The sequence below is a fragment of the Pseudomonas sp. MOIL14HWK12:I2 genome (genome assembly GCF_000510745.1).
Classification (GTDB): Bacteria; Pseudomonadota; Gammaproteobacteria; order Pseudomonadales; family Pseudomonadaceae; genus Chryseomonas; species Chryseomonas oryzihabitans.
This window is the reverse complement of sequence record NZ_KI783313.1, coordinates 653,311-678,374: the sequence shown is the minus strand read 5'-3', so window position 1 is coordinate 678,374 and position 25,064 is coordinate 653,311. Positions and strand designations below refer to the sequence as shown.

At 68.2% G+C, this 25,064-nt stretch carries 25 protein-coding genes; 13 read left to right on the top strand and 12 right to left on the bottom strand.

What is annotated here, in order from left to right:
* Positions 1-2: 2 nt before the first annotated feature.
* Entirely contained in the window at positions 3-1,175 is a 1,173-nt protein-coding gene (locus PSK12I2_RS0119435) for a Gfo/Idh/MocA family protein (RefSeq protein ID WP_027599694.1), read from the bottom strand.
* A 162-nt stretch (positions 1,176-1,337) separates the two neighbouring features.
* Here PSK12I2_RS0119435 and PSK12I2_RS0119430 point away from each other — a divergent pair, with 162 nt between their 5' ends.
* Positions 1,338-2,333, top strand: coding sequence for a LacI family DNA-binding transcriptional regulator (locus PSK12I2_RS0119430; RefSeq protein ID WP_027599693.1), 996 nt, complete (start codon positions 1,338-1,340; stop codon positions 2,331-2,333).
* A gap of 24 nt (positions 2,334-2,357) precedes the next feature.
* Here PSK12I2_RS0119430 and PSK12I2_RS0119425 read toward each other — a convergent pair whose 3' ends face one another.
* The 4 genes from PSK12I2_RS0119425 to PSK12I2_RS0119410 all read right to left on the bottom strand — a co-directional run bounded on the left by PSK12I2_RS0119425 (position 2,358) and on the right by PSK12I2_RS0119410 (position 4,387).
* A complete protein-coding gene (locus tag PSK12I2_RS0119425; RefSeq protein ID WP_027599692.1) occupies positions 2,358-2,594 on the bottom strand; it encodes a hypothetical protein in 237 nt (78 codons plus the stop codon).
* The gene (locus tag PSK12I2_RS24965; RefSeq protein ID WP_156930165.1) at positions 2,591-2,902 is read right to left on the bottom strand and encodes a hypothetical protein; all 312 of its coding nucleotides are present in this window, start codon (positions 2,900-2,902) and stop codon (positions 2,591-2,593) included. Before PSK12I2_RS24965 ends, PSK12I2_RS0119425 begins: the two co-directional genes overlap by 4 nt.
* 90 nt (positions 2,903-2,992) lie before the next feature.
* Positions 2,993-3,205, bottom strand: coding sequence for a hypothetical protein (locus PSK12I2_RS0119415; protein WP_177324658.1), 213 nt, complete (start codon positions 3,203-3,205; stop codon positions 2,993-2,995).
* A 294-nt stretch (positions 3,206-3,499) separates the two neighbouring features.
* Entirely contained in the window at positions 3,500-4,387 is an 888-nt protein-coding gene (locus PSK12I2_RS0119410; protein WP_027599689.1) for a LysR family transcriptional regulator, read from the bottom strand.
* 202 nt (positions 4,388-4,589) lie between these two features.
* Here PSK12I2_RS0119410 and PSK12I2_RS0119405 point away from each other — a divergent pair, with 202 nt between their 5' ends.
* From PSK12I2_RS0119405 to PSK12I2_RS0119385, 5 genes are read left to right on the top strand one after another with little or no spacing between them, the layout of a single operon-like run.
* Positions 4,590-5,972: a glutamine synthetase family protein gene (locus tag PSK12I2_RS0119405; protein WP_027599688.1), complete on the top strand. Its 1,383-nt coding sequence runs from the start codon at positions 4,590-4,592 to the stop codon at positions 5,970-5,972.
* An 11-nt stretch (positions 5,973-5,983) separates the two neighbouring features.
* The gene (locus tag PSK12I2_RS0119400; RefSeq protein WP_027599687.1) at positions 5,984-7,477 is read left to right on the top strand and encodes an aldehyde dehydrogenase; all 1,494 of its coding nucleotides are present in this window, start codon (positions 5,984-5,986) and stop codon (positions 7,475-7,477) included.
* A gap of 55 nt (positions 7,478-7,532) precedes the next feature.
* Positions 7,533-8,810 carry an FAD-binding oxidoreductase gene (locus PSK12I2_RS0119395; protein ID WP_027599686.1) on the top strand — a complete coding sequence of 426 codons (1,278 nt, stop codon included), beginning with the start codon at positions 7,533-7,535 and terminating at the stop codon, positions 8,808-8,810.
* 45 nt (positions 8,811-8,855) lie between these two features.
* On the top strand, positions 8,856-9,602 hold the full coding sequence (locus PSK12I2_RS0119390; RefSeq protein ID WP_027599685.1) for a gamma-glutamyl-gamma-aminobutyrate hydrolase family protein: 747 nt from the start codon (positions 8,856-8,858) through the stop codon (positions 9,600-9,602).
* Positions 9,603-9,660: 58 nt separating this feature from the next.
* Entirely contained in the window at positions 9,661-11,202 is a 1,542-nt protein-coding gene (locus tag PSK12I2_RS0119385; RefSeq protein ID WP_027599684.1) for an APC family permease, read from the top strand.
* Between the two features lie 30 nt (positions 11,203-11,232).
* Here the strand turns inward: PSK12I2_RS0119385 and PSK12I2_RS0119380 are convergent, their stop codons facing one another.
* Positions 11,233-12,378, bottom strand: coding sequence for an MFS transporter (locus PSK12I2_RS0119380; RefSeq protein ID WP_177324665.1), 1,146 nt, complete (start codon positions 12,376-12,378; stop codon positions 11,233-11,235).
* A 173-nt stretch (positions 12,379-12,551) separates the two neighbouring features.
* Here PSK12I2_RS0119380 and PSK12I2_RS0119375 point away from each other — a divergent pair, with 173 nt between their 5' ends.
* Positions 12,552-13,163 carry a TetR/AcrR family transcriptional regulator gene (locus PSK12I2_RS0119375; protein ID WP_027599682.1) on the top strand — a complete coding sequence of 204 codons (612 nt, stop codon included), beginning with the start codon at positions 12,552-12,554 and terminating at the stop codon, positions 13,161-13,163.
* A 16-nt stretch (positions 13,164-13,179) separates the two neighbouring features.
* Here PSK12I2_RS0119375 and PSK12I2_RS0119370 read toward each other — a convergent pair whose 3' ends face one another.
* Entirely contained in the window at positions 13,180-13,719 is a 540-nt protein-coding gene (locus PSK12I2_RS0119370; RefSeq protein WP_027599681.1) for a nuclear transport factor 2 family protein, read from the bottom strand.
* A gap of 204 nt (positions 13,720-13,923) precedes the next feature.
* On the bottom strand, positions 13,924-15,630 hold the full coding sequence (locus tag PSK12I2_RS0119365) for an amidase (RefSeq protein ID WP_027599680.1): 1,707 nt from the start codon (positions 15,628-15,630) through the stop codon (positions 13,924-13,926).
* 228 nt (positions 15,631-15,858) lie between these two features.
* On the opposite strand from PSK12I2_RS0119365, the gene PSK12I2_RS0119360 reads away from it, so the two are divergent.
* The gene (locus PSK12I2_RS0119360) at positions 15,859-16,797 is read left to right on the top strand and encodes a cation diffusion facilitator family transporter (protein WP_027599679.1); all 939 of its coding nucleotides are present in this window, start codon (positions 15,859-15,861) and stop codon (positions 16,795-16,797) included.
* A 7-nt stretch (positions 16,798-16,804) separates the two neighbouring features.
* Here the strand turns inward: PSK12I2_RS0119360 and PSK12I2_RS0119355 are convergent, their stop codons facing one another.
* Positions 16,805-18,061 (bottom strand): DUF2254 domain-containing protein, encoded by a 1,257-nt coding sequence (locus PSK12I2_RS0119355; RefSeq protein ID WP_027599678.1) that lies wholly within the window; start codon positions 18,059-18,061, stop codon positions 16,805-16,807.
* A gap of 6 nt (positions 18,062-18,067) precedes the next feature.
* On the bottom strand, positions 18,068-18,700 hold the full coding sequence (locus PSK12I2_RS0119350; protein ID WP_027599677.1) for a cyclodeaminase/cyclohydrolase family protein: 633 nt from the start codon (positions 18,698-18,700) through the stop codon (positions 18,068-18,070).
* 184 nt (positions 18,701-18,884) lie between these two features.
* Here PSK12I2_RS0119350 and PSK12I2_RS0119345 point away from each other — a divergent pair, with 184 nt between their 5' ends.
* The 4 genes from PSK12I2_RS0119345 to PSK12I2_RS0119330 all read left to right on the top strand — a co-directional run bounded on the left by PSK12I2_RS0119345 (position 18,885) and on the right by PSK12I2_RS0119330 (position 22,318).
* A complete protein-coding gene (locus tag PSK12I2_RS0119345; RefSeq protein ID WP_027599676.1) occupies positions 18,885-20,252 on the top strand; it encodes a gluconate:H+ symporter in 1,368 nt (455 codons plus the stop codon).
* Positions 20,253-20,265: 13 nt separating this feature from the next.
* The gene (locus tag PSK12I2_RS0119340; RefSeq protein WP_027599675.1) at positions 20,266-20,814 is read left to right on the top strand and encodes a chromate transporter; all 549 of its coding nucleotides are present in this window, start codon (positions 20,266-20,268) and stop codon (positions 20,812-20,814) included.
* A complete protein-coding gene (locus PSK12I2_RS0119335; RefSeq protein WP_007158686.1) occupies positions 20,811-21,335 on the top strand; it encodes a chromate transporter in 525 nt (174 codons plus the stop codon). The genes PSK12I2_RS0119340 and PSK12I2_RS0119335 overlap by 4 nt, the downstream gene beginning before the upstream one ends.
* A gap of 71 nt (positions 21,336-21,406) precedes the next feature.
* Positions 21,407-22,318 carry a bestrophin family protein gene (locus PSK12I2_RS0119330; protein WP_027599674.1) on the top strand — a complete coding sequence of 304 codons (912 nt, stop codon included), beginning with the start codon at positions 21,407-21,409 and terminating at the stop codon, positions 22,316-22,318.
* Positions 22,319-22,727: 409 nt separating this feature from the next.
* Here the strand turns inward: PSK12I2_RS0119330 and PSK12I2_RS24170 are convergent, their stop codons facing one another.
* Both PSK12I2_RS24170 and PSK12I2_RS0119320 read right to left on the bottom strand, forming a co-directional pair.
* Positions 22,728-22,913: a DUF1272 domain-containing protein gene (locus PSK12I2_RS24170; RefSeq protein WP_256204015.1), complete on the bottom strand. Its 186-nt coding sequence runs from the start codon at positions 22,911-22,913 to the stop codon at positions 22,728-22,730.
* Positions 22,914-22,938: 25 nt separating this feature from the next.
* Positions 22,939-23,925 (bottom strand): GlxA family transcriptional regulator, encoded by a 987-nt coding sequence (locus PSK12I2_RS0119320; RefSeq protein WP_027599673.1) that lies wholly within the window; start codon positions 23,923-23,925, stop codon positions 22,939-22,941.
* Between the two features lie 137 nt (positions 23,926-24,062).
* On the opposite strand from PSK12I2_RS0119320, the gene scpB reads away from it, so the two are divergent.
* Entirely contained in the window at positions 24,063-24,809 is a 747-nt protein-coding gene (gene scpB / locus PSK12I2_RS0119315; RefSeq protein WP_027599672.1) for an SMC-Scp complex subunit ScpB, read from the top strand.
* Positions 24,810-25,064: the final 255 nt, after the last annotated feature.

Here is a 25,064-nt window from a genome sequence, read left to right as displayed (position 1 = left end):
GTTCAGGCTCCTAGGGTCGGTAAGGGGGTCCAGGTGCCCTGGCGCCGATGGCTGGCCAGGGCGGTTTCGATAAAGGCCAGGCCGCGCCAGCCGGTGGTGATGCCGGGCAGGCCCGGCGCGGGGTCGGCGGGATTGCGAATGGCCGCGGCCAGCTCGCGATAGAGATTGGCCAGGGCTTCGAGATAGCCCTCCGGGTGCCCGGCGGGCAGGCGCAGGCGCTGCTGGGTGCCGGCACTCAGCCAGGGCAGACCGAGGCCGGCGCGCAGGGTCTGCGGCGGTTGGTCGAGGCTGCGCTGCAGCAGGCTGTTGGGTGCCTGCTGCTGCCATTCCAGACTGCCGCGCTCTCCGTAGAGGCGGATGCGCAGGCCATTCTCCTCGCCAATGCAGACCTGGCTGGCCAGCAGGCTGCCGCTGGCGCCCGCGGCGGTTTCGAACAGCACCATGACATCGTCGTCCAGCCGCCGACCGGGCAGGTGGCTGCGCAGGTGGGCACTGAGGCGGGTGATGGGCTGGCCGCCGATGAATTCGGCGAGGCTGAAGGCATGGGTACCGATGTCGCCCAGGCACCCGCCCGGGCCGGAGAGGGCCGGATCGTCGCGCCAGGCCGCCTGCCGGTTGCCGGTGGCGGCCAGGTCCTGGGCCAGCCAGCCCTGGGGGTATTCCACATGGATCTTGCGCAGCGCCCCCAGCTCGCCGCGGGCGACGCGCTCGCGGGCTTCCCACACCAGGGGATAGCCGAGGTAGGTGTGGGCCAGCGCATAGCGCAGCGGCCGGGGCAGGGCGGCCAGCGTTTCCGCCAGGCGCTGCACCTGGGCCAGGGAGATGCCGGCGGGTTTTTCCGAAAAGACGTGGAAACCGGCGCTCAGGGCCGCCTGGGCGATGGGCACATGGAGATCGTTGGGCGTGACGATCACCAGCAACTCGACCCGTTGCTCGGGGGGCAGCCGGGCTTCGCTGGCCAGCAGGGTCTCCCAGGAGGCATAGACCCGTTCGGGCGCCAGATCCAGCTCGCGACCGGTCGCCTCGTTGTTGGCCAAATCACGGCTGAAGGCGCCGCAGACCAGTTCGAGCGCGCCATCCAGGGCCGCGGCGCGCCGATGGGCCGCGCCGATGAAGGCGCCCTGGCCGCCACCGATCATGCCGTAACGGACCTTGCCGCCGGTTTCAGCCTGCATCCTCTTACCCTCGGTCTGTTATTGTGTTGAGTGTAACCGGTTACATCTGCGGGTATTTGGAGCCTGCGGCGATCTTTAGTCAAGCGCCCGGCGGACGTACGGCTTGCCCGCACGCCGGGCTTTGCGCACAGTTGCACCCTTTCCCACGCCAACCGAGGCCGCATGTCCAATATCCGCAGGGTCGCCGAACTGGCCGGGGTATCGGTCGCGACCGTCTCGCGCACCCTGAAGAATCCCGAGGTGGTGGCGCCGGCGACTCGCGAACGGGTGCAGGCCGCCGTGACCGCGGCCAACTACCGGCCCAACGCGATGGCGGTGCAGTTTCGCTCGCGCCGCACCGGCAACCTGGTGGTGCTGGTGCCGCTGATCGCCAACAGCTTCTTCGCCCGCGTCATCGCCGGGATCCAGCAGGCGGCCCAGGCGGCGGGGTATCGGGTGCTGCTGTGCGATACCGCGGGCGACGAGGCCCGCGAGCGCGAGTACGCCGAACTGGTCTATGCGCGGCAGGCGGATGGGGTGATCCAGCTGCGCGCCTTCGATCCCTTCGCCGGTGACCCCGACGCACCGCCGGTGGTCAATGCCTGCGAGGTGCTCGCCGAGCACGCCTGGCCCAAGGTGCGGCTGGACAATCGCGCCGCCGCCCGCTGCCTGACCGAACACCTGCTGGCGCTCGGTCACAGGCGCATCGCCCTGATCAAGGGACCGGAACGCAGTCCGCTGACCTTGGAACGCCTGGCGGGTTATCAGGAGGCGCTCAACCAGGCCGGTGTCCCGCTGGATCCTGACCTGCTGCACCCGGGTGATTTCACCCTGGCCGCCGGCGCCGCCGCGGCGCGGGCGCTGCTGCGGCTATCGGAGCGGCCGACGGCACTGTTCTGCTGCAGCGACGAGATGGCGATCGGCGCCCTCCAGACCCTTCGCGGCGCCGGGCTGCGGGTGCCCGAGGATCTGTCCCTGGCCGGCTTCGACGACATCGCCTTCGCCGCCTACAGCGATCCCCCGCTGACCACCATCGCCCAGCCCGCGGAAGCCTTCGGCCAGCGCGCGGTCGCCCTGCTGCTGGAGACCCTCGCCGGTTCGCCACCGCCCCGCCGGGAGGTGGTGCTGCCCTTCGAACTGGTGGTGCGGGGCAGTACCGGCCCCTGCCTCCCTGGCTGAGAGGCCGGTTGCGCGGAGGTCCGGTCAGACGCGGGAGGCGCGCACCAGCGCCAGTCGCTCGCGGATATAGCTGTCGTTGGCGATCGCCTGGACATCGAAGGGGATGGCGATCGCGCGCCGATCGGCGCGCGAATACAGGCGCGCGAAGATCGAGCCGTCCGGGCAGGTCGGGCTGACCAGCACGGTCCAGCCGTCCAGTTCACGCGTCAGGCGCTGCATCAGTGTTTGCGTGGGCAGGGTGGCGAGTTTGGCGTTCTTCATCGGTCTGGCCTTGGATGCTGGGTGATGACTTCATTGGGGGCTCGGCGCCGCTCGGCATCACGCTCGCCGGACGTGCTCGAGCCAGCCGTGCGGCGCAGTCGCTCCAGCAGTCTGGACAGCGTCGGACGCCTCGCGGGGTGGCGCCGCGCCAGGGCGCTGGTGAGGACGGGTGGCTGCCGGCTGCCGGTCGTGTCGTTCAGCTTTTCGAGAACGGAATCGAGCCGGTAGCTCTTGATCTGCGAATGGACGCTCATGCTGGACGGAGCCTGATCGTGCGCGCCTTCCTCCTTGAGGGCGACGTTACCCAAGGTCTGCTTTTGCCGGCAGCGGCACGGATCACCAGGAGGCGTTTCGCCTAAGAGTGCCGCGCCGCCTGGACTTGCATTGTCAGTCGTCAGCTAGCTTGTTTCCGTGGCAAGTCGAACCGCGACTTCCTCCACCAGTTGGATAGTTTCCGCCGTCAGGGCTTCGAACTGAAAGAGCATGTCCTGCAGTTGCGGACTGCCCATATCCACATTGCGCAGTTGATCGATTCTCAACGTCAGCAATCTGTGGATCTGCAGCAGGCAGTCACGATCAGGATTCTCGGGTATGGCGAACAGGCGGCTCATCGTTGTCTCCATGGACAGGTTCCTCACGCCCATAGATATCGCCTAACCCGCTTGTTTTTTAAGGCAATTCGTCGCCGACGATCTACTTGGAAAGAGCGCCTTGCGTGCTTGACTCTGGTTGTCGGAAGAGCGCTTGAGGGCTCTTGGTCGCATTAGCGACTTTATCTTCAAAAAGCTCGTGAAGAATGCGTGAAAAATTCATTAAAACCTTTTTAGGTGGTTGTTTAAGTGGGACGTGGTGTTTCAAAAGTTTTAGGCAAGTTGGCAGCAAAACCGACGAACGAACGCTTCGTTTCAGGCCTGACAGACATCCGCTATCCGCGCCTTCAACAGATTCGCCAACTCATCGAAGAGGATCTGCACCGAGCGCAGCGACAGATTGTCCGGACGAGTCAGCAGCCAGATATCGGTGTCGCAGCCATGCAGCGCCGGACCCAGGCGTTCGACGCCCTCCAGGCTGCTGATCATGAAATCGGGGAGGGCGGCCACACCGAGGCCGGCGCCGACCAGGCTGCCGACCGAGGACATGCTGCTGCAGCGATAGCGCGGGGTGAGGCTGGGATAGGCCTGGCGCAGCCAGGTCACCGAGACGTGATCGGCCAGGGAGTCGTCCGGGGCGATCCAGGGCAGCTCGGTGGCCAGCTGGCCGTAACCGCTGCGATAGCGTTCGTGACCGCAGACGAAATAGGAGCTGCGACCGAGCCGGCGGCCGATCAGGTGTTCGGGCGGGGCGTTGGACAGGCGCAGGGCGATGTCCGCATCCCGTCGGCTCAGGCTGGCGAAGGTGTTGGAGGTGGCGACTTCCAGGGCGACCGCGGGATAGCGCGGCATGAGGTCGGCGAGGCCGGGCAGCAGCAGGCTGCGCAGCACGGCATCGGTGCAGGTCAGGCGGACCGTGCCGCTGATGACGTTCTCGCCCTGGGTGAGGGCGATGCGCGCCGCATCCAGCGCCTGTTCGGCGCGCTCGGCCTGTTCGGCGAGGGCCTTGGCGCTCTGGGTCGGGGTGTAGCCGCGGCGGGTCTTGTCGAACAGCGCGACCTGCAGATTGGCTTCGAGCTTGCGGATGGCGCGAAAGACCGTGGAGACGTCCACCTGCAACTGTTCCGCCGCGCGGGCCAGGGTCCTGCCGCGGACCAGGGCAAGGATCAGCTTGAGATCGGCATGACCTATCTGATATTGCATCGGTGCATTCTTCCTTTGCCGATTCGCCGATATAGGTTGCGCTCATGCCAATTTATACTGGCCTGGCCCCCCAAGGCCAATCAGGTGGAAGGGCGGACCTTGCAGACAGGGTCGGCGCCTGCAGCAACCACCGCCCACAGCCACGCTGCCAGACCCGCACGAGCAAGCACAACGAAGCGGGCCAGCGTCAAGGATGCCTCCCATGAATTCGATATCCCCCCGCGTCGTCCAGCTCACCGAAGCCAACGGCTTTCTCAAGGAGCACCCCGAGATCCAGTACGTCGATCTGTTGATCACCGACATGAACGGCGTCATCCGGGGCAAGCGCGTCGAGCGGGCCAGTCTCTCCAAGGTCTATGAGCGCGGCATCAATCTGCCGGCTTCGCTGTTCGCCCTGGACATCAACGGCTCCACGGTGGAAAGCACCGGTCTGGGCCTGCACATCGGCGACGCCGACCGCACCTGCTTTCCCATTCCCGGCACCCTGAGCTACGAACCCTGGCAGAAGCGCCCGACCGCGCAACTGCTGATGACCATGCACGAACAGGACGGCTCGCCGTTCTTCGCCGATCCGCGCGAGGTGCTGCGCCGGGTGGTGAAGAAGTTCGACGACCTGGGGCTGACCATCTGCGCCGCCTTCGAACTGGAGTTCTACCTGATCGACCAGGAGAACGTGAACGGCCGGCCGCAGCCGCCGCGCTCGCCGATCTCCGGCAAGCGGCCGGTCTCCACCCAGGTCTATCTGATCGACGACCTGGACGAATACGTGGATTGCCTGCAGGACATGCTGGAAGGCGCCAAGGAGCAGGGGCTGCCGGCCGATGCCATCGTCAAGGAATCCGCGCCGGCGCAATTCGAGGTCAACCTGCATCACGTCGAAGACGCCATCAAGGCCTGCGACTACGCGGTGCTGCTCAAGCGGCTGATCAAGAACATCGCCTACGACCATGAGATGGATTCCACCTTCATGGCCAAGCCCTATCCCGGCCAGGCGGGCAACGGCCTGCACGTGCACATCTCGCTGCTGGACAAGCAGACCGGGCAGAACATCTTTGCCACCGACGATCCCGAGCACCATGCGCCGCTGCGCCATGCCATCGCCGGCATTCTCGAAACCCTGCCGGCGTCGATGGCCTTCCTCTGCCCGAACGTCAACTCCTATCGCCGCTTCGGCGCCCAGTTCTATGTGCCCAATGCGCCGAGCTGGGGCCTGGACAATCGCACCGTGGCGGTGCGCGTGCCCACCGGCAGCAGCGAGGCGATCCGCATCGAACACCGGGTCGCCGGGGCCGATGCCAATCCCTATCTGATGATGGCCTCGATCCTCGCCGGCATTCACCACGGCATGACCCAGCGCCTGGAGCCCTGCGCCCCGGTCAGTGGCAACTCCTATGAGCAGCTCGAACAGAGCCTGCCCAACAACCTGCGCGACGCCTTGCGCCGGCTGGACGACAGCGCGGTGATGAACCAGTACATCAGCCCCGAGTACATCGACATCTTCGTCGCCTGCAAGGAAGCCGAGCTGGAGGAGTTCGAGACCACCATCTCCGACCTCGAATACAACTGGTACCTGCACACCGTCTAGGAGGCGTGATCATGACCGTGCTGACGCAACAGGACTGGGAGCAGCGTGCCCAGGCGTTGACCATCGAAGCCCGTGCCTTCATCGACGGCCGCTACCAGGCCGCCCAGGGCGGCGCGACCTTCGCCGACCTGAGTCCGGTGGATGGTCGCCCGCTGGCCCGGGTGGCCAGTTGCATGGCCGAGGATGCCGAGCTCGCCGTGCAGGCTGCGCGGGCGAGCTTCGCGCGAGGCGACTGGGCCCATCGGGCACCGGCGCAGCGCAAGCGGGTGCTGATCGCTTTCGCCGATCTCTTGCTGGCCCATGCCGAGGAGCTGGCCCTGCTGGAAACCCTGGACATGGGCAAGCCGATCAGCGATTCGCTCGCCATCGACGTGCCGGCGGCGGCCAATGCCATCCGCTGGAGCGCCGAGGCCATCGACAAGGTCTACGACGAGGTGGCGCCCACGCCGCGCGACCAGCTCGGTCTGGTGACCCGCGAACCGGTCGGGGTGGTCGCGGCCATCGTGCCCTGGAATTTCCCGCTGATGATGGCCTGCTGGAAACTGGGGCCGGCGCTGGCCACCGGCAACTCGGTGATCCTCAAGCCGTCCGAGAAGTCGCCGTTGACCGCCATTCGCATCGCTGCCCTGGCGCTGGAGGCCGGCATCCCGGCGGGCGTGTTCAACGTGCTGCCCGGCTACGGCCACACCGTCGGTCAGGCGCTGGCGCTGCACCCGGACGTCGATACCCTGGTCTTTACCGGTTCCACCCGCATCGCCAAGCAGCTGCTGGTCTATGCCGGCGAGTCGAACATGAAGCGCGTCTGGCTGGAGGCGGGTGGCAAGAGCCCCAACATCGTCTTCGCCGACGCCCCGGACCTCAGGGCCGCGGCCGAGGCAGCCGCCGCGGCCATCGCCTTCAACCAGGGCGAGGTGTGCATCGCCGGCTCGCGGCTGCTGGTCGAACGCTCGATCAAGACGCGCTTTCTGGCCCTGGTGGCGGAGGCGCTGCAGGCGTGGGCGCCCGGCCATGCCCTGAATCCCGATACCCGCGTCGGCGCCCTGGTGGACGAAGGCCATCTGCGCACCGTGCTGGAGTTCATCGAGGCCGGCCGCGCCGAGGGGGCGCGACTGGTGAGCGGCGGTGAGCGGGCCCTGAGCGAAACCGGCGGCAGCTACGTCACGCCGACTATCTTCGAAGGCGTGGACAACGCCATGCGCATCGCTCGGGAAGAAATCTTCGGCCCGGTGCTGGCAGTGATCGACTTCGATGGCGAAGCGGAGGCCGTGCGCATCGCCAACGACACCCCCTATGGCCTGGCCGCCGCCGTCTGGACGAGCGACCTCTCCCGCGCCCATCGTGTGGCCCGCGCCTTGCGTGCGGGCAGTGTTTGGGTCAACCAGTATGATGGCGGCGACATGACGGCGCCCTTCGGCGGCTTCAAGCAGTCCGGCAACGGACGCGACAAGTCGCTGCACGCCTTCGACAAATACACCGAACTCAAGGCGACCTGGATCAAGCTCTGAACAGGCGCGGCGGCCCGGGCGTTCGCGCCGGAGCCGCAGGCAGAGGAATCTCACCATGCAACAACACGTCGGCAGTTACTACGCGGCTTCGCGCAACATCCACACCGAATACCCGGTGCTCCAGGGCAGTGTCGACAGCGACGTCTGCGTCATCGGCGCCGGTTACACCGGGCTTTCCACCGCGCTGTTCCTGCTGGAGCACGGCTTCAGCGTGACGGTGCTGGAAGCGGCGCGGGTCGGCTTCGGCGCCTCCGGGCGCAATGGCGGCCAGATCGTCAACAGCTACAGCCGCGACATCGATACCATCGAGCGCCAGCTGCCACCCAGGCAGGCGCAACTGCTGGGCGAGATGGCCTTCGAAGGTAACCGCATCATCCGCGAGCGCGTCGCCCGCTACGACATCCAGTGCGATCTCAAGGACGGTGGCGTCTTCGCCGCCCTGACCGGCAAGCAGCTCGGTCACCTGGAAGCCCAGCAGAAACTCTGGGAGCGCTACGGCCATACCCAGCTGCAGCTGCTCGACAAGGCCGGCATCGGCAGGGTGGTCGGCACCGATCGCTACCTGGGTGGCCTGCTGGACATGAGCGGCGGCCATATCCACCCGCTCAACCTGGCCCTGGGCGAGGCGGCGGCCGTGGCGTCCCTCGGCGGCAAGATCTACGAGCAGAGCGCGGCCACCCGCATCGACCGCGGTGCCAACCCCGTGGTGCATACCGCTCAGGGTCAGGTGAAGGCGCGCTTCGTGGTGGTCGCCGGCAACGCCTACCTGGGCGGGCTGGTGCCGGAACTGGCCGCCAAGTCCATGCCCTGCGGCACCCAGGTGCTCACCACCGAGCCGCTGTCCGAGGAGCTGGCGCGCAGCCTGCTGCCCCAGGACTATTGCGTCGAGGACTGCAACTACCTCCTCGACTACTTCCGCCTCAGCGCCGATCGCCGGCTGATCTACGGCGGGGGCGTGGTCTATGGCGCGCGGGATCCGGCGGACATCGAGGCCATCATCCGGCCGAAGATGCTGCAGACCTTTCCGCAACTCAAGGGCGTGAAGATCGATTTCACCTGGACCGGCAACTTCCTGCTGACGCTGTCGCGCCTGCCCCAGGTGGGCCGCCTCGGCGACAACATCTACTACTCCCAGGGCTGCAGCGGTCACGGCGTCACCTACACCCACCTGGCCGGCAAGGTACTGGCCGAGGCCCTGCGCGGCCAGGCCGAGCGCTTCGATGCCTTCGCCGGCCTGCCGCACTATCCCTTCCCGGGCGGGCAACTCCTGCGCGTGCCCTTCACCGCTCTGGGCGCGACCTACTACCAGTTGCGCGATCGCCTCGGTATCTGACCCTGTCCGCCCGCCGCGTACCGGCGGGCACTCTGGAGATAAGCCATGTCCCCTATGCCCCTCATCGGCGTGACGGCGTGCCGGCAGACGCTCGGCAAATACGATTCCCATACCGTCGGCGACAAGTACGTCGAGGCGGCGGGTCATGCCGGCGTGCCGGTGGTGCTGCCGGCGCGCAGCGTGCCGAGCGATCCGCAGGCGCTGCTGGCGCACCTTGACGGCCTGCTGTTCACCGGCTCGCCCTCCAACGTCGAGCCCCATCACTACCAGGGACCGGCAAGTCTCGCCGGCACCCACCATGATGCCGCGCGCGACGCCTACACGCTGCCGCTGCTGCGCCTGGCCATCGACCGCGGCATTCCGGTGTTCTGCATCTGCCGCGGCTTTCAGGAGCTGAACGTGGCCCTGGGTGGCAGCCTGCACCAGCGCGTCCAGGAACTGCCCGGGCATGCCGATCACCGCGAGCCCCAGAGCGAGCTGCTCGCCGAGCAGTACGCGCCCACGCACCCGGTCACCGTGCCGCCTGGGGGGGTGTTCGAGCGCCTCGGCCTGCCGGCCAGCTTCCAGGTGAATTCGCTGCACAGCCAGGGTATCGCGCGCCTGGCGCCCGGGCTGCGCATCGAGGCCCAGGCGCCGGATGGGCTGGTGGAAGGGGTATCCCTGGCCAATGCTCCGGGCTTCGTCGTCGGGGTGCAGTGGCATCCCGAGTGGAATTTCCGCGACAACCCCGAATCCCTGGCGCTGCTGGACGCGTTCCGCGACGCCTGCCAGCGCCATGCCGCCGCGCGCTAGGCACCTTGCCGCACACGCCGCACTCTGAATAACAAGACCAACAGCAGGACAGAGACCTATGACTGAACAGCGCAAGGGCACGCCGGCCGGCGGCTCGGACACCGCCGGGCCGGCCGCCCTGGCCGATCCGTCCGCCAAGGGCCTGGCCGCCGGCTCCCTCGGGCTGCTCGCCTGCGTGGTGCTGGGCATCTCCACCATCGCCCCCGTCTACACCCTGACCGGCGCCCTGGGCCCCACCGTGCGCGAGGTGGGCGTCTATCTGCCCGCGGTCTTCATCGTCGGCTTCCTGCCGATGCTGCTGGTGGCCCTGGGGTATCGCGAGCTGAACGCGGTCGATCCGGACAGCGGCACCTCCTTTACCTGGTCGACCCGCGCCTTCGGTCCCATGATCGGCTGGATCGGCGGCTGGGGCCTGGTCACGGCCACCACCATCGTGCTGTCCAACCTCGCCGGCGTGGCGGTGGACTTCTTCTACCTGTTCCTCGCCCAGCTCAGCGGCCGGGCGGAGCTGGCGGCGCTGTCGCAGCACCTGCTGGTGAACGTCGTCACCTGCTGCGTCTTCATCGCCATCGCGGTCTGGATCAGCTGTCGCGGCATCGGCATGACCATGAGCGTCCAGTACGGCCTGGTGGCCCTGCAGCTGCTGGTGCTGATCGGCTTTTCCCTGGCGGCCTTCAATGCCGCGCCCGAGGCGGCGCCGGTGGTCTTCCACCCGGAGTGGTTCAATCCCTTCAACGTCGAATCCTTTTCCGCCTTCGCGGCGGGGCTGTCGCTGTCGATCTTCATCTTCTGGGGCTGGGATGTCTGCCTCACGGTGAGCGAGGAATCGGTGGGCAGCCAGAAGGTGCCGGGGCGGGCGGCCACGGTCACGGTGCTGCTGATCCTGCTGCTGTACCTCTTCACCGCGGCGGCGACCCTGCAATTCGCCGGCATCAGCGAAGCCGGCCTGGGCCTGGGCAATCCGGAGATCCAGGAAAACGTCTTCGCCCACCTGGCCGGTCCGGTAATGGGGCCGCTGGCGATCCTGATGTCCATTGCGGTGCTGGCCAGCACCGCCGCCTCGCTGCAGTCCACCTTCATCTCCCCGGCGCGCACCCTGCTGGCGATGGGGTACTACGGCGCGGTGTCGCGGCGCTTCGCCCATATCTGCCCGAGATCGCGCACGCCGCGCTATGCCACCATCGCCGCGGGCATCGCCACCGGCGGCTTCTATGTGGTCATGCGCACCCTGAGCGACAACGTCCTCGCGGACACCATCACCGCCCTGGGCATGATGATCTGCTTCTACTACTCGCTGACCGCCTACGCCTGCGTCTGGTACTTCCGCCGCAGCCTGTTCGACAGCCTGCGCCATGCGCTGCTGCGTGGCCTCTGCCCGTTGCTGGGCGCCATCATCCTCTCGGTGATCTTCTGGCAGACCGCCATCGCCAGCCTCTCGCCGGACTTCGGCAGCGGCTCCCACCTCGGCGGCATCGGCCTGGTGTTCATCATCGCCGTGACGATCCTGGCACTGGGCCTGGTGCTGATGCTGTTCGCCCGCTGGCGCGCGCCGGCGTTCTTCCAGGGCGAGACCCTGGAGGCACAGCCGCACCAGGGCTGAAGAGGCGGGCAGGGCGCCCGCACCCCGGGGTCAGTGACCCATGACCGCTGAGCCGCTCGCCCGGGTGCCGGCGGGAAAGCCGTGGCGCCGGGCAGTGGCGGCGATGGCCAGGGCGCTCAGGGACAGCGCCACCACCGCCCAGCTCAGCGCCTGGGGGCCGATGCCGTCCAGCAACAGGCCGCCGAGGATGCCGCCCCCGGCGATGGCGCTGTTCCAGGTCACCACGTTCATCGCCAGAGCAGCATCGGCGCCACTCCCCGCGGTATCCGCCAGGGCGGTCTGCAGCAGGGTGGCCGCACCGCCAAAGGTCAGGCCCCAGCCAAAGACGCCCAGGTACTGCAGCGGCGCCGAGTCACGATTGAGTCCCAGCAGCAGCGCGATCGCGGCGAAGCCGAGGAGACTCAGCAGCACCGCTCGCCGCAGGCTGTGGTCGACGATCCGCCCGGTGATCCAGATCCCCAGCAACGAGGCCGCCCCGAAGCTCAGCAGCACTCGATCGACCTGATCGCCCAGCCCGGCCTGGGCGACGAAGGGGGCGATATAGGTGTAGAGCAGGTTGTGGGCCAGCATCCAGGTAAAGACCACGCCGAGGATGGCGCGAATGCCGGGCGTGGCGAACACCTGGCGCAGCGGCAGGCGCTGCCCCTCGGTCTGCCCCGGATAGTCGGGCACCTTGGCCAGCACCCAGACGATCAGGCCGAGGGTGAGGGCGGACATGCAGGCAAAGGCCAGCCGCCAGCCCAGCAGCCCGCCCAGCCAGGTCCCCAGGGGTACGCCCAGCGACAGGGCGACCGGCGTGCCGAGCATGGCGATGGCCATCGCCCGCCCTTGCAGGCGCGGCACTACCAGGCGCCGGGCATAGCCGGCCAGCAGACTCCAGGCGAGGCCGGCCGCGGCCCCGGCGGCGAAGCGGGCGACCAGGGTCAGCGGATAGCTGGAGGAGAGCGCGGTGAGGGTGTTGAACAGCAGAAAGCCCAGGATGGTCGCCAGCAGCACCCGGCGGCGCCGCCAGCGCGCCGTCGCCAGGGTGAGGGGAATGGCGGCAGTCAGCGAGCCGGCGGCATAGGCGGTCACCGTCTGCCCGGCCAGCGCATTGGAGACCTGGAGCCCCTGGGCGATTTCGGGGAGCAGGCCGGCCGGCAGCGTCTCGGTCATGATGCAGATGAAGCCGGTCATCGCCAGCGCCAGCAGCGCGGCCACTGGCAGGCGTTCAGGGTTGGGGGTCGCGGTCACGGCTAGGCTCCTTAGATATGTATCGATCGGTATATATCTAAGCAGCAGGTCCTCCAGCTGGTCAATGAATTCTGTATCGTCTAGTATAAAAATCGATTTTGACGAGGAGTACGGCTGTGGCTCAGGTGGGGCGTCCGCGGTCCTTCGACCGCACCCAGGCAATCGATGACGCGATGCTGCTGTTCTGGCGCTATGGCTATGAGGCGACCTCCCTGAGTCGGCTCAAGGCGGCGATCGGCGGCGGCATCACCGCGCCCAGCTTCTATGCGGCCTTCGGTTCGAAGGAGGCGCTGTTCAAGGAGGTGGTCGCCCGCTACATGGAGACCCATGGCCGGGTGAACGATCCGCTGTTCGACGAGACCCTCGCCCCGCGGGAGGCGATTGCCTCGGCCCTGTCTCGCTCGGCGCGGATGCAGTGCGACGAGCACCTGCCCAAGGGCTGCCTGGTGGCGCTCGGCACCCTGGGCTCCTATGCGGATGAAGACTCCAGCATTCCGCTGCCCCTGCGCGAGGCCCGTGCCCGGATCCGCGCCGGTCTGCTGGCCTGCGTCAGGCGCGGTATCGACCGTGGCGATCTCGCGGCGGGCACCGAAGCGCCTGTCCTGGCGACGCTGTTCGAAGGCTTGCTGCTGGGCATTTCACCCATGGCGCGGGATGGCGTGGCGTTGCCCGTGATCGAGGGCGCCATCGCCCTGGCGCTGACGCTCTGGGACGCTCATCGGCCGTGATCGCACGGGGGTGGCGTCAGGGCGCCTGCCGTTCTGCGCTGGGCATGGCGGGCGAGGAGTCTGCCAGGGCTATGCGGTCGATGACGTCCTGGTAGGGGACGAGATCGAGAAAGGCCTCGACCTGGGTCGCCCGTGCCCCGTCCATCCTGAAGATCCACACGTATTCGTTGCGATAGGGCGCGCCATCGCGCGCGGTGGCCGTGCCCATCCAGCGCACCACGACCTGATCCTCGCGTGCCCAGATGCCCTCGACCCGGGGCACGATGGGCGTGGCCAGGCGCTGCGCGAAGGGGCGGACGGCGCGTTGCAGAAAATCCTCGCGGCCATGGTAGGTGCCCGCTGCCGGACCGCTGCCCCGGATGGTCCAGACCACCGTGGGCGAGAGCAGGTCGTCGAACAGACTGCCGCGGCCCGCGCTCCAGTTCGCGAAGGCCCGTTCGACCAGGCGTTGGTTGCGTTCAGCGGTGGATTCGGCGGCTGCGACGCCGCTCCAGAGAGTACTCAGGAGGGGGAGCGCCAGCAGCACGCTCCCGGTCAGACGTTTGGCTGGATTCATGGCGGTAGGCTCGTGCAGGTCGGAATGAGGTGGGCAGCGGCGCCGGCAAACGGCACCTGCCTGGAACCCACCTTAGGCCCCTGGCGGCGTCCGCATAACCGGCCCGGGGCTGGACACTCCGGTTAGCGCGCCTTGACGTCAGGGGTCATCCTCCGATTCCGGCCGCCGGGTGAAGCCTGGCGGCCAGCGTCCACGCCTTCTGTCTCAACCCACCAGCGGCGGCGTCCGCGGCGGTATCTGGCGCTTGGAGCCGGTCGCCTCGTAGGCGGCGGCCAGGCGCAGCAGGTTGGCGTCGTCATAGGCGCGACCGGCGAAGGTCAGGCCCACCGGCATGCCGATGTCGGCCATCACGCCCATGGGCACGGTCACGGTCGGCACGCCCAGGTGGCGGATGGCGAGGTTGCCGTTGGCGACCCAGACGCCGTTGCTCCAGGCGATGTCGGCCGAGGCGGGATTGATCTCGGCATCCGCCGGGGCCACGTCGGCCACGGTAGGAAAGAGCACCGCGTCCAGGCCCTGGGCCTCGAGCCAGTCTTCCAGGTCCAGCTTGCGCGTCCGTTCCAGGCCGCGCAGACCGTCGGGGAGGGTGGTGATCTGCTCCAGGGTCTTGAGCCCCCGCTCGGCCATGCGCACGTATTCGGCCATGCCGGCGGCCAGGTCGCCTTCCCGGTTGGGCAGGGTGCCGGGCTCGTGGGGAAAGATCAGTTCGCCGTCGACGTCCACCAGGCGATTGAGTTTGGGATCGTTGTTGTCGCGCAGGAAGGTGTCGAAGCCCCAGGCGGACAGCTCCCAGAGTTCGTCATGGAGAAATTCCCGGGAGACGATGCCGCGGTTGAATACCGTGGGCGCGCCGGGGCGGTCGCCTTCGCAATTGGAGACCAGCGGGAAGTCCACCTCGATCACGCTGGCGCCGGCGGCTTCCAGCGCCGCGCGGGCCTGTTCCCAGAGGGCGATCACCGAGTCGCGGGTCTGGATGCGCTGGCCGGTGGGACCGCCGATGCCGGGATTCTCGCTGGTGCCGGCGTCCGGATCCTGGTTGATGAACATGCGCGGCACGCCCAGGCGCTTGCCGGCCAGGGCGTTCGGACCGGTGGCCAGGGCCGGGTAGGACGCCGGACGTACCGCCGAGGCCAGCGGCAGCGGCACCCAGGGTTGCAGGCGCCAGAGGTCGCCGGAGGTATCGGGATCGTCGGCCACCACCACGTCGAGCACTTCCAGCAGATCGGCCATGGTGCGGGCATAGGGCACCACCACGTCCATGGTCGGCGTCAGCGGCCAGTTGCCGCGCACCGAGATGATTCCGCGCGAGGGGGTGTAGGCGCACAGGCCGTTGTTGGACGCCGGGCCGCGGCCGCTGGACCAGGTTTCCTCCGCCAGGCCGAAGGCGGCGAAGCTGGCCGCGGTGGCGGTGCCGGCGCCATTGGAGGAGCCGGAGGCGAAGGGCGCGGTCAGGTAGCCGGCGTTGTAGGGGCTTTCGGCGCGGCCATAGACGCCGCGCTGCATGCCGCCGTTGGCCATGGGCGGCATGTTGGTCTTGCCCAGGCAGATGGCGCCTGCAGCACGCAGCCGCTCGATGGTGAAGGCGTCGCGCTGGGCGACCAGGTCCTTGAAGGCCGGGCTGCCGGAGGCGGCGGTAAGGCCCTTGACCAGGTAGCTGTCCTTGGCCGTGTAGGGGATGCCGTCCAGCGGCCCCAGGGTCTCGCCACGGGCACGCCGGCGATCGGACGCGGCCGCTTCGGCCAGGGCCCCGGGATTGCGCACCACCACGGCATTGAGCGCGGTGGCGCTGCTGGGTGGATCGTAGGCCTCGATCCGGGCCAGGTAGGCCTCGACCAGCGCTACCGCAGTGGTCTGGCCGGTTTCGAGTGCGCGACGCAACTCGGCGATGGAGCGTTCGGTAACTTCGATCATGGTGGGTCGCCGTTGAGGATTCCACGGTATGGGACAGGCGGCTGCCAGAGATCCCGGGAGAAAAAAGCACCGCTGCAGTGTACACCCGAAGCCCACCGCCTTTTGATTGCGTCCGCGCATGGAAGCCTTGCCGGACCGCCCATGCAGGTTGAGCTGTCGGCCTCTATGCTTGGCGTTAACTCAACCCGTTGGCCACGCCTGGAGGCGATCCCGTGGCCGGAGTCGATCATGCTGAAATGGCTGAGCAACGAGCGCAGGATGCTGCGCTTTTCCATTGCCGTCACGGTGCTGCTGGCGGCCGTGGGTATCGCCTTCGGGGTGCTGTCCGGTTCCTATGCCATCGTCTTCGACGGCTTCTATTCGCTGACCGACGCCTTCATGAGCGGCGTGGCGCTGCTGGTGGCCATGCTGATCCACCGGCATGCGCAGGAACCGGAGGGCGATCGGCGGCTGGCCGAGCGCTTCAACATGGGTTTCTGGCACCTCGAACCCATGGTCCTGGCGCTCAACGGCAGCGTGCTGTGCATCGTGGCCTGTTACGCGCTGGTCAACTCGATCATCAGCCTGATGAGTGGCGGCAAGGCACTGGCATTCGGCATGGCGCTGCTCTATGCGCTGGTCGCGGCCTTGAGTTGCTTTGGATTCGCCGCCCTGGTGCACCGGTTGAACCGCGACATCCAGTCGGACTTCCTCAGGCTCGACATCAAGAGCTGGATCATGTCGGGCAGCATCTCGGCTGCTCTGGTGGTGGCCTTCCTGATCGGCGCGCTGGCCCAGGGCACGGCCTATGCCTGGATCACGCCCTACATCGATCCCCTGGTGCTGTCGATCATCTGCGTACTGATCATCCCCATACCGCTCAGGCTGGTCTGGCAGGCCGTCAGGGAGATCCTCATGGTGACCCCGCCGGAGCTCAAGCGGCAGGTCGATGAAGTCGCCCGGGGCATGGTCACGCGCTTCGACTTTCTCGACTATCGCGCCTATGTGGCCAAGGTCGGCCGGGCGCGGCAGATCGAGCTGTACTTCATCGTGCCCCTGGGGTGGCCGGCCAAGACCCTGGACGAATGGGACGCCATCCGCGACCAGATCGGCGAGGCCATCGGCGGCGAGGGGCCGGACCGCTGGCTGACCATCGCCTTCACCACCGATCCGGCCTGGTCGCGCTAGCGCTGCACTACTCGCGCGCCGTGCAGAGGCGTTCGACGTCCGCGGCCAGTTGCTGGAGGATGACGCGGTCCTCGACCTGGCCAAGGGTGGCCTCGGCGCGGGCCAGCGCCAGGCGCGAATGGCGCAGGCACTCGCGCCTGATCCGGGCATCGCCCTGGACCGCCAGGCGCCCCAGGGCTTTCTGCAGTCGCATGCCCACTTCCACCAGCGGCGCCGCATCGCGACCCACCGGCAGGAAGAAGTCGTCGAACAGGTCATCCAGCGACAGCTCCGGCACCTCGATCCGCGGATAGCGGGGCTCGACCGCTTCCCGCGGTTCGGTGAGCGTCGTCAGCAGCCGTTGCGCGCGACCGAGGATGGCGATGGCGGTGCCCGAGTCGCTGCGCGAGGGCACCAGCGCCCCGGTGGCGATCTCGCCCAGCACCGTCAGGCCGAAGCGCGGATCCTGGTCGTGTACCCGGCGGGCATCCAGGGTGAAGGCGGCGCGCAGGCGCTGGTCCTTTTCCGGTGGCAGGCCCTCGACCCAGAGCAGCGGTTGCGCCGGATCGAGAAAGGCGCCGGGCAGGGCGGCCAGGCGCAGGCGACCCTGGTCGCCGCAGAGGTCGGCCAGCAGCGGCATGTCCACCCGTTGCAGATAGCCGGTGCGATCGGCCATGACCGGGCGGCCGCTGGCGGGCTCATCGACGGGCGCCGCCACCCCCCCCAGGTATGGCTGGGCCAGCCAGCGCTGCAGACTGTGTCTGGCGGCGTCTTCGATGCTGTCGCTGGTGGCATCCAGTTGGCCCAGTCGCGAGAGATGGTCGATCCAGCGCAGCAGGGTAAAGACGATCAGCAGGATCACCACCAGGGTCACGGCGAAGAGCACCACCCGGCCGTTATCGCCGTAGAGCCCGGTGCTCAGGGCGATGATGCCGACCAGGCTGAACAGGAAGGAGCCGAGAAAGGTGGCCAGGGCGTTCTGGGTGGTGCTGTCTTCCAGGAGCAGCGGATAGGCACGGGGCGTCACGCTGCTGGCGGCGGCGTTGTAGGCCGTCACCATGGTGCTGAGGGAAAAGGTGGTCACCGCCAGCATGCTGCTGGCGATGATGGTGAGGATCTTGTCGACCGCATCGGCGCCGACCTTGGCCGGCAGCGAGGTCGGGATATGGTCGCGCAGGAGCAGGGCGAGGAGGGCGGTCGCCACCCCGGCGACCGAGAACAGGGTGGCGCGAAACCACAGGCGTCGCTGCAGTCCGCGCAGGACCCAGCCCAGGCGGGCCAGCACCGCGCGTCAGCCCATGGCCGGCGGTACGGGGGTGGCGCTCAGCTGGGCGAGACGCTGGTCGGCCTGCTGCTGGAGCTTGTCGCGCATCTGCCGGGCGGCTTCGCGGGCGTCGCCGGATTTCAGGCCATTGCGGTCGGCGTCCACGGTGGTGAGCACCGCGCCCAGGGCACCATGGACCAGGCGGCCACCGGCCAGGGTGTCGCTGCGCAGCGGCTCGACGGTGAGCGGCGTGGCCGTGACGGCCAGGTCCAGGGCCTCCAGGCACAGTTGGGCGGTGGCGATGGGGATCTGCACGGCATTGGCCGCGGCCAGATTGAGCGCCTGCTGGCGGCGTTCGCCCTCGGCACTGGCGCCGCTGGCCTGGCGATCGGCTTCCAGGTAGTTGGCGAAAGCCTGCACATCGGCATCGGCACAGGTGCTCAGGGCTTCCTGCAGGCGCTCGCCGACGGTGATCAGGTCGGCGTGGCGGGTCACTGGTTGGCGCTGCTGGCTGAGCTTGAGGCCCTTTAGGATCAGGGCGACACCCAGGCAGGCCGCCACGGTAGCCGCCGCGCCACTGCCCGGGGTGGGCAGGGTGGAGCCGGTGCCGTCGCGGAACTGGGCGAGGGTCTGCTGCCAGAGAGTAGAGGTTTCGTTCATGCCAACCGCCTGCAAGCAAAGGGTAAGGGATTCGGTCACGACCGAACGCTGTTTGGATCGTGCGAAACGGCTGAGGTTCGCAAGCTAAGTGCAATAAGCGACAGGCTTTATTTCGATTTACGTCGTACCTCGGCCGGCGTTCGGTTAAGGTGATCCTGAAACAATAAGTTACAAGGAGTCACCCGTGGATCCTGCTGCGCTCGCCTGGGTCGCCCATGACACCCGGCTGATCTCGTGCTGCCTGGCCGCCATCCTGGCCATCGTCCTGCTCATCGGCGTCACCCGCCTGCCGCCCTTCCTGTCCATTCTCATCGGCACCTTCATCGCCGGCCTGGGCGCCGGCTTGCCCGCCGAAGGCGTGGCCAAGGCCTTCAGCAAGGGTGCGGGCGGCATCCTCGGCGAGGCGGGCATCATCATCGCCCTGGGCTCCATGCTCGGCGCGCTGATGGCCGAGTCCGGCGCCGCCGACCGCATCGCCAGTACCCTGCTGGGGCTGGGCAAGGGCCGCAGCCTGCCATGGGTGATGGCGCTGGTGGCCATGGTCATCGGCCTGCCGCTGTTCTTCGAAGTGGGCCTGGTGCTGATGGTGCCCATCATCTTCGTCATGGCGCAGCGCTCCGGACAGCCGCTGCTGCGCATCGCCATTCCGGCGCTGGCGGGCATGACCACCCTGCATGCCCTGCTGCCGCCGCATCCGGGTCCGCTCATTGCGGTCGGCGCGCTGCACGCGGACCTCGGCCTGACCATGCTCCTGGGGCTGGCGATCGCCATCCCGGCGGTGATCCTGGCCGGCCCGCTGTACGGCGGCTGGCTGTCGCGGCGCATGACCATCCAGCCGCCGGCGGAACTGGGCGAGCTGTTCAGCGCCCGCGACCAGCATGCCCGCCAGCCGGGTTTCGGCCTGTCGCTCCTGGTGATCCTGCTGCCGGTGCTGCTGATGCTGGGCAGCACCTTCGCCAAGGTTGCCCTGGATCCCCACAGCGGTCTGGCGGAGGGGCTGAAGTTTCTCGGTGAACCCCTGATCGCCCTGGGTCTCGCCGTGCTGGCGGCCACGGTGCTGCTCGGCTGGGGCAGCGGCATGCCGCGCGAGCGCGTCGGCGGCGTGCTGCGCAAGAGCCTGGCACCCATCGCCGCGCTCCTGCTCACCATCGGCGCCGGCGGCGGCCTCAAACAGACACTGCTCGACGCCGGCGTCAGCCATACCGTGGCCAAGGTCGCCGAAGGCGCCCATCTGCCCTACATCCTGCTGGCCTGGCTGATCGCCGTGGCGCTGCGCCAGGCGACCGGTTCGGCGACGGTGGCCACCACCACCACGGCCGGGATCCTCGCGCCAGTAGTGGCCGGGCTGGCCGGTCCCCAGGCTTCGCTGATCGCCCTGGCCATCGGCGCCGGCTCGGTGTTCTTCTGCCACGTCAACGACGCCGGCTTCTGGATGGTGCGCGAATACTTCGGCCTGGAGCTCAAGCAGACGCTGTGGGTCTGGTCGGTGCTGCAGACGCTGGTTTCCGTCACCGGCCTCGCGGGTACGCTATTGTTGTCGCTCTGGCTCTAGCTGAGAGGTGCCCATGGAGACCGCCACCCTGAACCGCCCGCGCCGCCGCGATCTGTTCCTGGGCTTCTTCGGCCTGGGTATCACGGCCTTCGGCGGGGTGTTGCCGCTGGCGCGACGCTACCTGGTGGAGAAGCGGCGCTGGCTGTCGGCGGAGGAATTCACCGAGTTGCTCGGCCTCTGCCAGTTCCTGCCGGGCGGCAACATCATCAACCTCTCGGTGGCCGTGGGCATGAGATTCGCCGGCTGGAGGGGCGCCCTGGCCGCTGCCGCCGGACTGCTGGTGGGGCCGACCCTGGTGGTGGTCGGCCTGGGCGTGCTCTATGACCGCTACCACGACGATCCGCTGGTGGGGCGTGCCTTCGCCGGACTCGCCGCGGCGGCGGCCGGGCTGCTGGTGGCCATGGCCGTCAAGCTGGTCCAGCCCCTGCGCGGTCGCTGGCTGGCCCTGGGCATCGCCAGCCTGGCCTTTCTTGCCCTGGCGCTGCTCAAGCTGCCGCTGCTCTGGACCATGCTGGCGCTCACCCCCATCAGCGTGCTGCTCAGCTATCGGCAGGGCCTATGAGCACGACTCTGCTGGCCCTGGCGCTGATCTTCACCCAGCTGTCGCTGCTGGCCTTTGGCGGCGGTAACTCGGTGCTGCCGGAGATGCAGCGCCAGGTGGTGACGGTGCACGGCTGGATGAGCGCCGCCGACTTCGCCGCTCTGTTCGCCCTGGCCCAGGCCGCGCCCGGTCCCAACCTCATGATCGTGCCGCTGATCGGCTGGCACGTGGCCGGCTGGCCGGGGCTGCTGGTGACCTCCCTGGCCAAGTTCGTGCCGTCCTCGCTGCTGACCTTGGGCGTGCTGCACCTCTGGCAGCGCTTCGCCGATCGCCCCTGGCGGCGGCATCTGCAGGCCGGGCTGGTGCCGGTCACCGTCGGCCTGGTGGCGGCCAGCGCCTGGCTGGTGGGCAGCAGCGTGGCCACCGCGCCGCTGTGGGTGCTGATCCTGGCGGCAGGCGCCCTGGGCTCGCTGTTCACCCGCTGGCATCCGCTGTGGCTGCTGGCCGGCGGGGCCCTGGTCGGGGTGCTGTTCGGACCCTGAACCGCGAGGGGCCCCAGGCACTGCCGGACGCGGATAGCGTCGAAGTCCTTACCTCAATCGAGAACACCGCTGTGATCACCCGTCCCCAGAATCCCTCGCTGCGCGAGCTGCTGTTCACCGTGCGCGGCTCCATCGTCCAGGCGATCTGGCCCAAGCTGCTCTATGTGGTGCTGCTGAGCCTGGCGGTGACCCTGAGCCATGGCGTCTTCCTGCGCTTCGACTTCGGCCTGACCACCACGCCGCTGACGCTCTGGGGTTTGACCCTGGCGATCTTTCTCGGCTTTCGCAACACCACCGCCTACCAACGCTTCTGGGAGGCGCGCGGTCTGTGGGGCGAATTGCTGATCGCCGGGCGCAACCTGGCGCGCCAGGTCGAGACCCTGCTGCCGGGGCTGAGCTCGACCGAGCGCCGCCAACTGCTGACTCCGCTGCTGGCCTTCGGTTATTCCCTGCGTGACCACCTGCGCCGTGAAGCGCCGTCGGCCGATCTGCAGCGCGTGTTGGTGGGAGAGGATGCTTTGCTCGCGGCACCGCACCGACCCAGCGCGCTGATCCGCCGGCTGGGCACCCGGCTGGTCGCCAGGGCCCGCGAGGAAGGCCTCGGCGATCCGCTGATCGCCAACCTCGACCACCAGCTGGACCGGCTGACCGCGGTGCTCAGCGGCTGCGAGCGCATCCGCCAGACGCCCATTCCCTATCCCTACATCCTGATGCTGCACCGGGTGGTGCACGTCTATTGTTTCCTGCTGCCGTTCTGCCTGGTGGACAGCCTGGGCTGGTTCACGCCCCTGGCGGTGCTGGTGCTGGCCTACACCTTCTTCGGCCTGGACGCCCTGGGCGACCAGATCGCCGATCCCTTCGGCACCCAGCCCAACCACCTGCCGCTGGACGCCCTCAGCCGCGGCCTGGAGATCGCCGTGCTGGACCTGCTGGGCGAGCCTACGCCCGAGCCGATCCGGGCGGAGGCGGGGTTGTTGCGGTGATGGCAGGGCGGATAGCCCCCTATCCCCGTGGGAGAGGGCTGGAATGAGGGCACGCCTCACCGCGGACACTGGGCACGACAGTGCGCCCACGGTGATAGCCTGATGACCGATCGGCAGCTACCGGTTCCGCAAGCGCCGAACGCCTGCACGAATAGCCCCCTCTCCCCGTGGGAGAGGGTTGGGGTGAGGGCACGCCTTACCGCTGACACTGGGCACTACAGTGCGCCTACGGTAATAGCCTGACGATCGATCGGGAGCCTACCGGTTCCGCGAGCGCCGAACGCCTGCACGAATAGCCCCCTCTCCCTGTGGGAGAGGGTTGGGGTGAGGGCACGCCTCACCGCGGACGCCCAGTGGAAAAGGCTGCGCCGTTTTCCACGCTACGGCTGTCGATAGGCCCGGCGTCGATTCAATCTTCCGGGTCCTTTGGTACCCGCCGCGGTCGCCTGAGCAACTCCCCCTGGCAATTCGGGCAGCGCTGCTGTAACGGCCCCGCGGCGCATTCCGCGCAAAAGGTGCACTCATAGGAGCAGATCAGCGCCTCCTCGCTCTCCATCGGCAGCGCCTTGGCGCAGTGTTCACACGAGGTACGCATGTCCAGCATGACCGTCTCTCCCTGATCAGGCGCCAAAGCGCGCTGCGTAGTCCTGGGGGCTGACCGCCAGGTGCTTGTGAAAGGTGCGCCGGAGATTTTCCGGATGGCCGAAGCCGCACAGGCGCGACACGGTGGCGATGGACGCCTGGCCGTCCTGCAGGAGCGCCCGCGCCGTCTCCAGGCGGACCTGCTCGACATAGCGCCCCGGTCCCATGCCCACCTCGCGGCTGAACAGGCGCGACAGGGTGCGCGGCGCCATATGGGCGCGCTCGGCCAGGCGCTCAAGACCCAGGTCTTCCCCCAGGTGACCGGGAATCCAGTCGAGCAGGGCGGCCAGTCGCGGCGTCCGCCCCGGATCGGGCGCCAGGCAGGCGCTGAATTGCGCCTGGCCACCGGGGCGGCGCAGGAACATCACCAGTCGGCGCGCCACCGCCAGGGCCAGCGGACGCCCCAGGTCGGCTTCCACCAGCGCCAGCGCCAGGTCGATGCCGGCGGTGACGCCGGCCGAGGTGAAGACATGGGGATCGCCATCGCGTCCCTGGGGATCGTAGGTATGCAGGCGATCACCCTGCACCGCGATGGCTGGAAAGGTTGCGAGTTCGTCGACATAGGCCCAGTGGGTGGTGGCGCGCCGGCCGTCCAGCAGCCCGGCACTGGCCAGCAGCAGGGCGCCGGAACACACCGAGCCGAGTCGTCGTACCCGGGGTTCCAGGTCGCGCAGCCAGGCCAGCAGCCCGGCGTCCTGGCGCAGCGTCTCGATGCCCAGGCCGCCGGGGACGAGCAGGGTGTCCACCTCGTCCACGTCGAGGTCGTACCAGCTCTGTTCGGCCTGGATGCCGATCCCGGCGGAGGTACGCACCAGCCCTTCGGCGGCGCCCAGCAGGCGCAACTGATAGTGGGCGGGCAGCCCCTGGCGCTCCCGTTCCAGATTGGCCGAGGCGAACACCTGCAGCGGACCGGTGACGTCCAGACTCATGACATCGGGATAGAGCAGGGCGGCGATCAGCGGCATGGGTGGCTCTCCGTAGCGATCTGGCGAGGATGCCCTGGCCGCCAGGCTGGCGACAAGGTCAAACACCCCACGGATCTGGCCATCCTGCGACAGGTTGGATTTGGCGGCACCCGCGCCCGGCCTTATCATCGCCGCCCATGAACTACACCGATCCCAAGCAACTGGCGCCGCTGCTGGAAGCCATCCTGCTCGCCGCCGGCCGACCTCTGACCCTGGAGCGCCTGGCCGAACTCTTCGAAGAGTACGAACGCCCCGAGCCCGCCCACCTGCGTGCTGGTCTCGCGGTGCTCGGCGGCTCCTGCCGCAAGCGCGGCTTCGAACTCAAGGAGGTGGCCTCCGGCTATCGTCTGCAGGTGCGCGAAAAGTACGCGCCCTGGGTCGGACGGCTCTGGGAAGAGCGCCCGCCGCGCTATTCCCGCGCCATGCTGGAGACCCTGGCGCTGATCGCCTATCGCCAGCCCATCACCCGCGGCGAGATCGAGGAGGTGCGCGGGGTGGCGGTCAACAGCCAGATCGTCAAGACGCTGCTGGAGCGCGACTGGATCCGCGTGGTCGGCTATCGCGACGTGCCCGGGCGCCCGGCCATGTTCGCCACCACCAAGACCTTTCTCGACTATTTCGACTTGCGCAGCCTCGACCAGCTGCCGCCCCTGGCCGAAGTCCGCCAACTGGAGCCCGAGCCGGCCTCGGTGCTGGAAGACCCCGAACTGAGCCTGGCGGCCCTGGGTGTCGGTGATGCGGAAGCAGCGGAGGAGGGCTCCCTGGTGCTTCCCGAACGAACCAGCTTCCGCACCCTGCTCACCGAGCTGGACGCCATGGAAACCGGCCTCAAGACCGATTTCGATGATCTGCAGCAGGCGGCGGATGAAGAGGAAGAGGTTTGATGCGGGAGGTGTTGGACTTCACTGTGCTCAACCCAAGCTCCATCTCCATCGCGACCATTGTGGTCCGCTGATGCCGGTAGACGAACGCCTGCTCGGGTAGCCCCCTCTCCCTTAGGGAGAGGGCTGGGGTGAGGGGACCCTTCGTGGCGGATTTCCAAGTGGAAAAGGCTGCGCCGTTTTCCACGCTACGTTGCTTTCCTGGCCGCGGAAGACCAACCGCTCGCTCGAACAACCCTCTCTCCCCTAGGGAGAGGG

Excerpts from the sequence above, each read along its gene's own strand:
- PSK12I2_RS0119435 (WP_027599694.1), bottom strand. The coding sequence starts at position 1,175 with ATGCAGGCTGAAACCGGCGGCAAGGTCCGTTACGGCATGATCGGTGGC.
- PSK12I2_RS0119430 (WP_027599693.1), top strand. The coding sequence starts at position 1,338 with ATGTCCAATATCCGCAGGGTCGCCGAACTGGCCGGGGTATCGGTCGCG.
- PSK12I2_RS0119425 (WP_027599692.1), bottom strand. The coding sequence starts at position 2,594 with ATGAAGAACGCCAAACTCGCCACCCTGCCCACGCAAACACTGATGCAG.
- PSK12I2_RS0119415 (WP_177324658.1), bottom strand. The coding sequence starts at position 3,205 with ATGAGCCGCCTGTTCGCCATACCCGAGAATCCTGATCGTGACTGCCTG.
- PSK12I2_RS0119410 (WP_027599689.1), bottom strand. The coding sequence starts at position 4,387 with ATGCAATATCAGATAGGTCATGCCGATCTCAAGCTGATCCTTGCCCTG.
- PSK12I2_RS0119405 (WP_027599688.1), top strand. The coding sequence starts at position 4,590 with ATGAATTCGATATCCCCCCGCGTCGTCCAGCTCACCGAAGCCAACGGC.
- PSK12I2_RS0119400 (WP_027599687.1), top strand. The coding sequence starts at position 5,984 with ATGACCGTGCTGACGCAACAGGACTGGGAGCAGCGTGCCCAGGCGTTG.
- PSK12I2_RS0119395 (WP_027599686.1), top strand. The coding sequence starts at position 7,533 with ATGCAACAACACGTCGGCAGTTACTACGCGGCTTCGCGCAACATCCAC.
- PSK12I2_RS0119390 (WP_027599685.1), top strand. The coding sequence starts at position 8,856 with ATGTCCCCTATGCCCCTCATCGGCGTGACGGCGTGCCGGCAGACGCTC.
- PSK12I2_RS0119385 (WP_027599684.1), top strand. The coding sequence starts at position 9,661 with ATGACTGAACAGCGCAAGGGCACGCCGGCCGGCGGCTCGGACACCGCC.
- PSK12I2_RS0119380 (WP_177324665.1), bottom strand. The coding sequence starts at position 12,378 with ATGACCGGCTTCATCTGCATCATGACCGAGACGCTGCCGGCCGGCCTG.
- PSK12I2_RS0119370 (WP_027599681.1), bottom strand. The coding sequence starts at position 13,719 with ATGAATCCAGCCAAACGTCTGACCGGGAGCGTGCTGCTGGCGCTCCCC.
- PSK12I2_RS0119365 (WP_027599680.1), bottom strand. The coding sequence starts at position 15,630 with ATGATCGAAGTTACCGAACGCTCCATCGCCGAGTTGCGTCGCGCACTC.
- PSK12I2_RS0119360 (WP_027599679.1), top strand. The coding sequence starts at position 15,859 with ATGCTGAAATGGCTGAGCAACGAGCGCAGGATGCTGCGCTTTTCCATT.
- PSK12I2_RS0119350 (WP_027599677.1), bottom strand. The coding sequence starts at position 18,700 with ATGAACGAAACCTCTACTCTCTGGCAGCAGACCCTCGCCCAGTTCCGC.
- PSK12I2_RS0119340 (WP_027599675.1), top strand. The coding sequence starts at position 20,266 with ATGGAGACCGCCACCCTGAACCGCCCGCGCCGCCGCGATCTGTTCCTG.
- PSK12I2_RS0119335 (WP_007158686.1), top strand. The coding sequence starts at position 20,811 with ATGAGCACGACTCTGCTGGCCCTGGCGCTGATCTTCACCCAGCTGTCG.
- PSK12I2_RS24170 (WP_256204015.1), bottom strand. The coding sequence starts at position 22,913 with ATGCGTACCTCGTGTGAACACTGCGCCAAGGCGCTGCCGATGGAGAGC.
- PSK12I2_RS0119320 (WP_027599673.1), bottom strand. The coding sequence starts at position 23,925 with ATGCCGCTGATCGCCGCCCTGCTCTATCCCGATGTCATGAGTCTGGAC.
- scpB (WP_027599672.1), top strand. The coding sequence starts at position 24,063 with ATGAACTACACCGATCCCAAGCAACTGGCGCCGCTGCTGGAAGCCATC.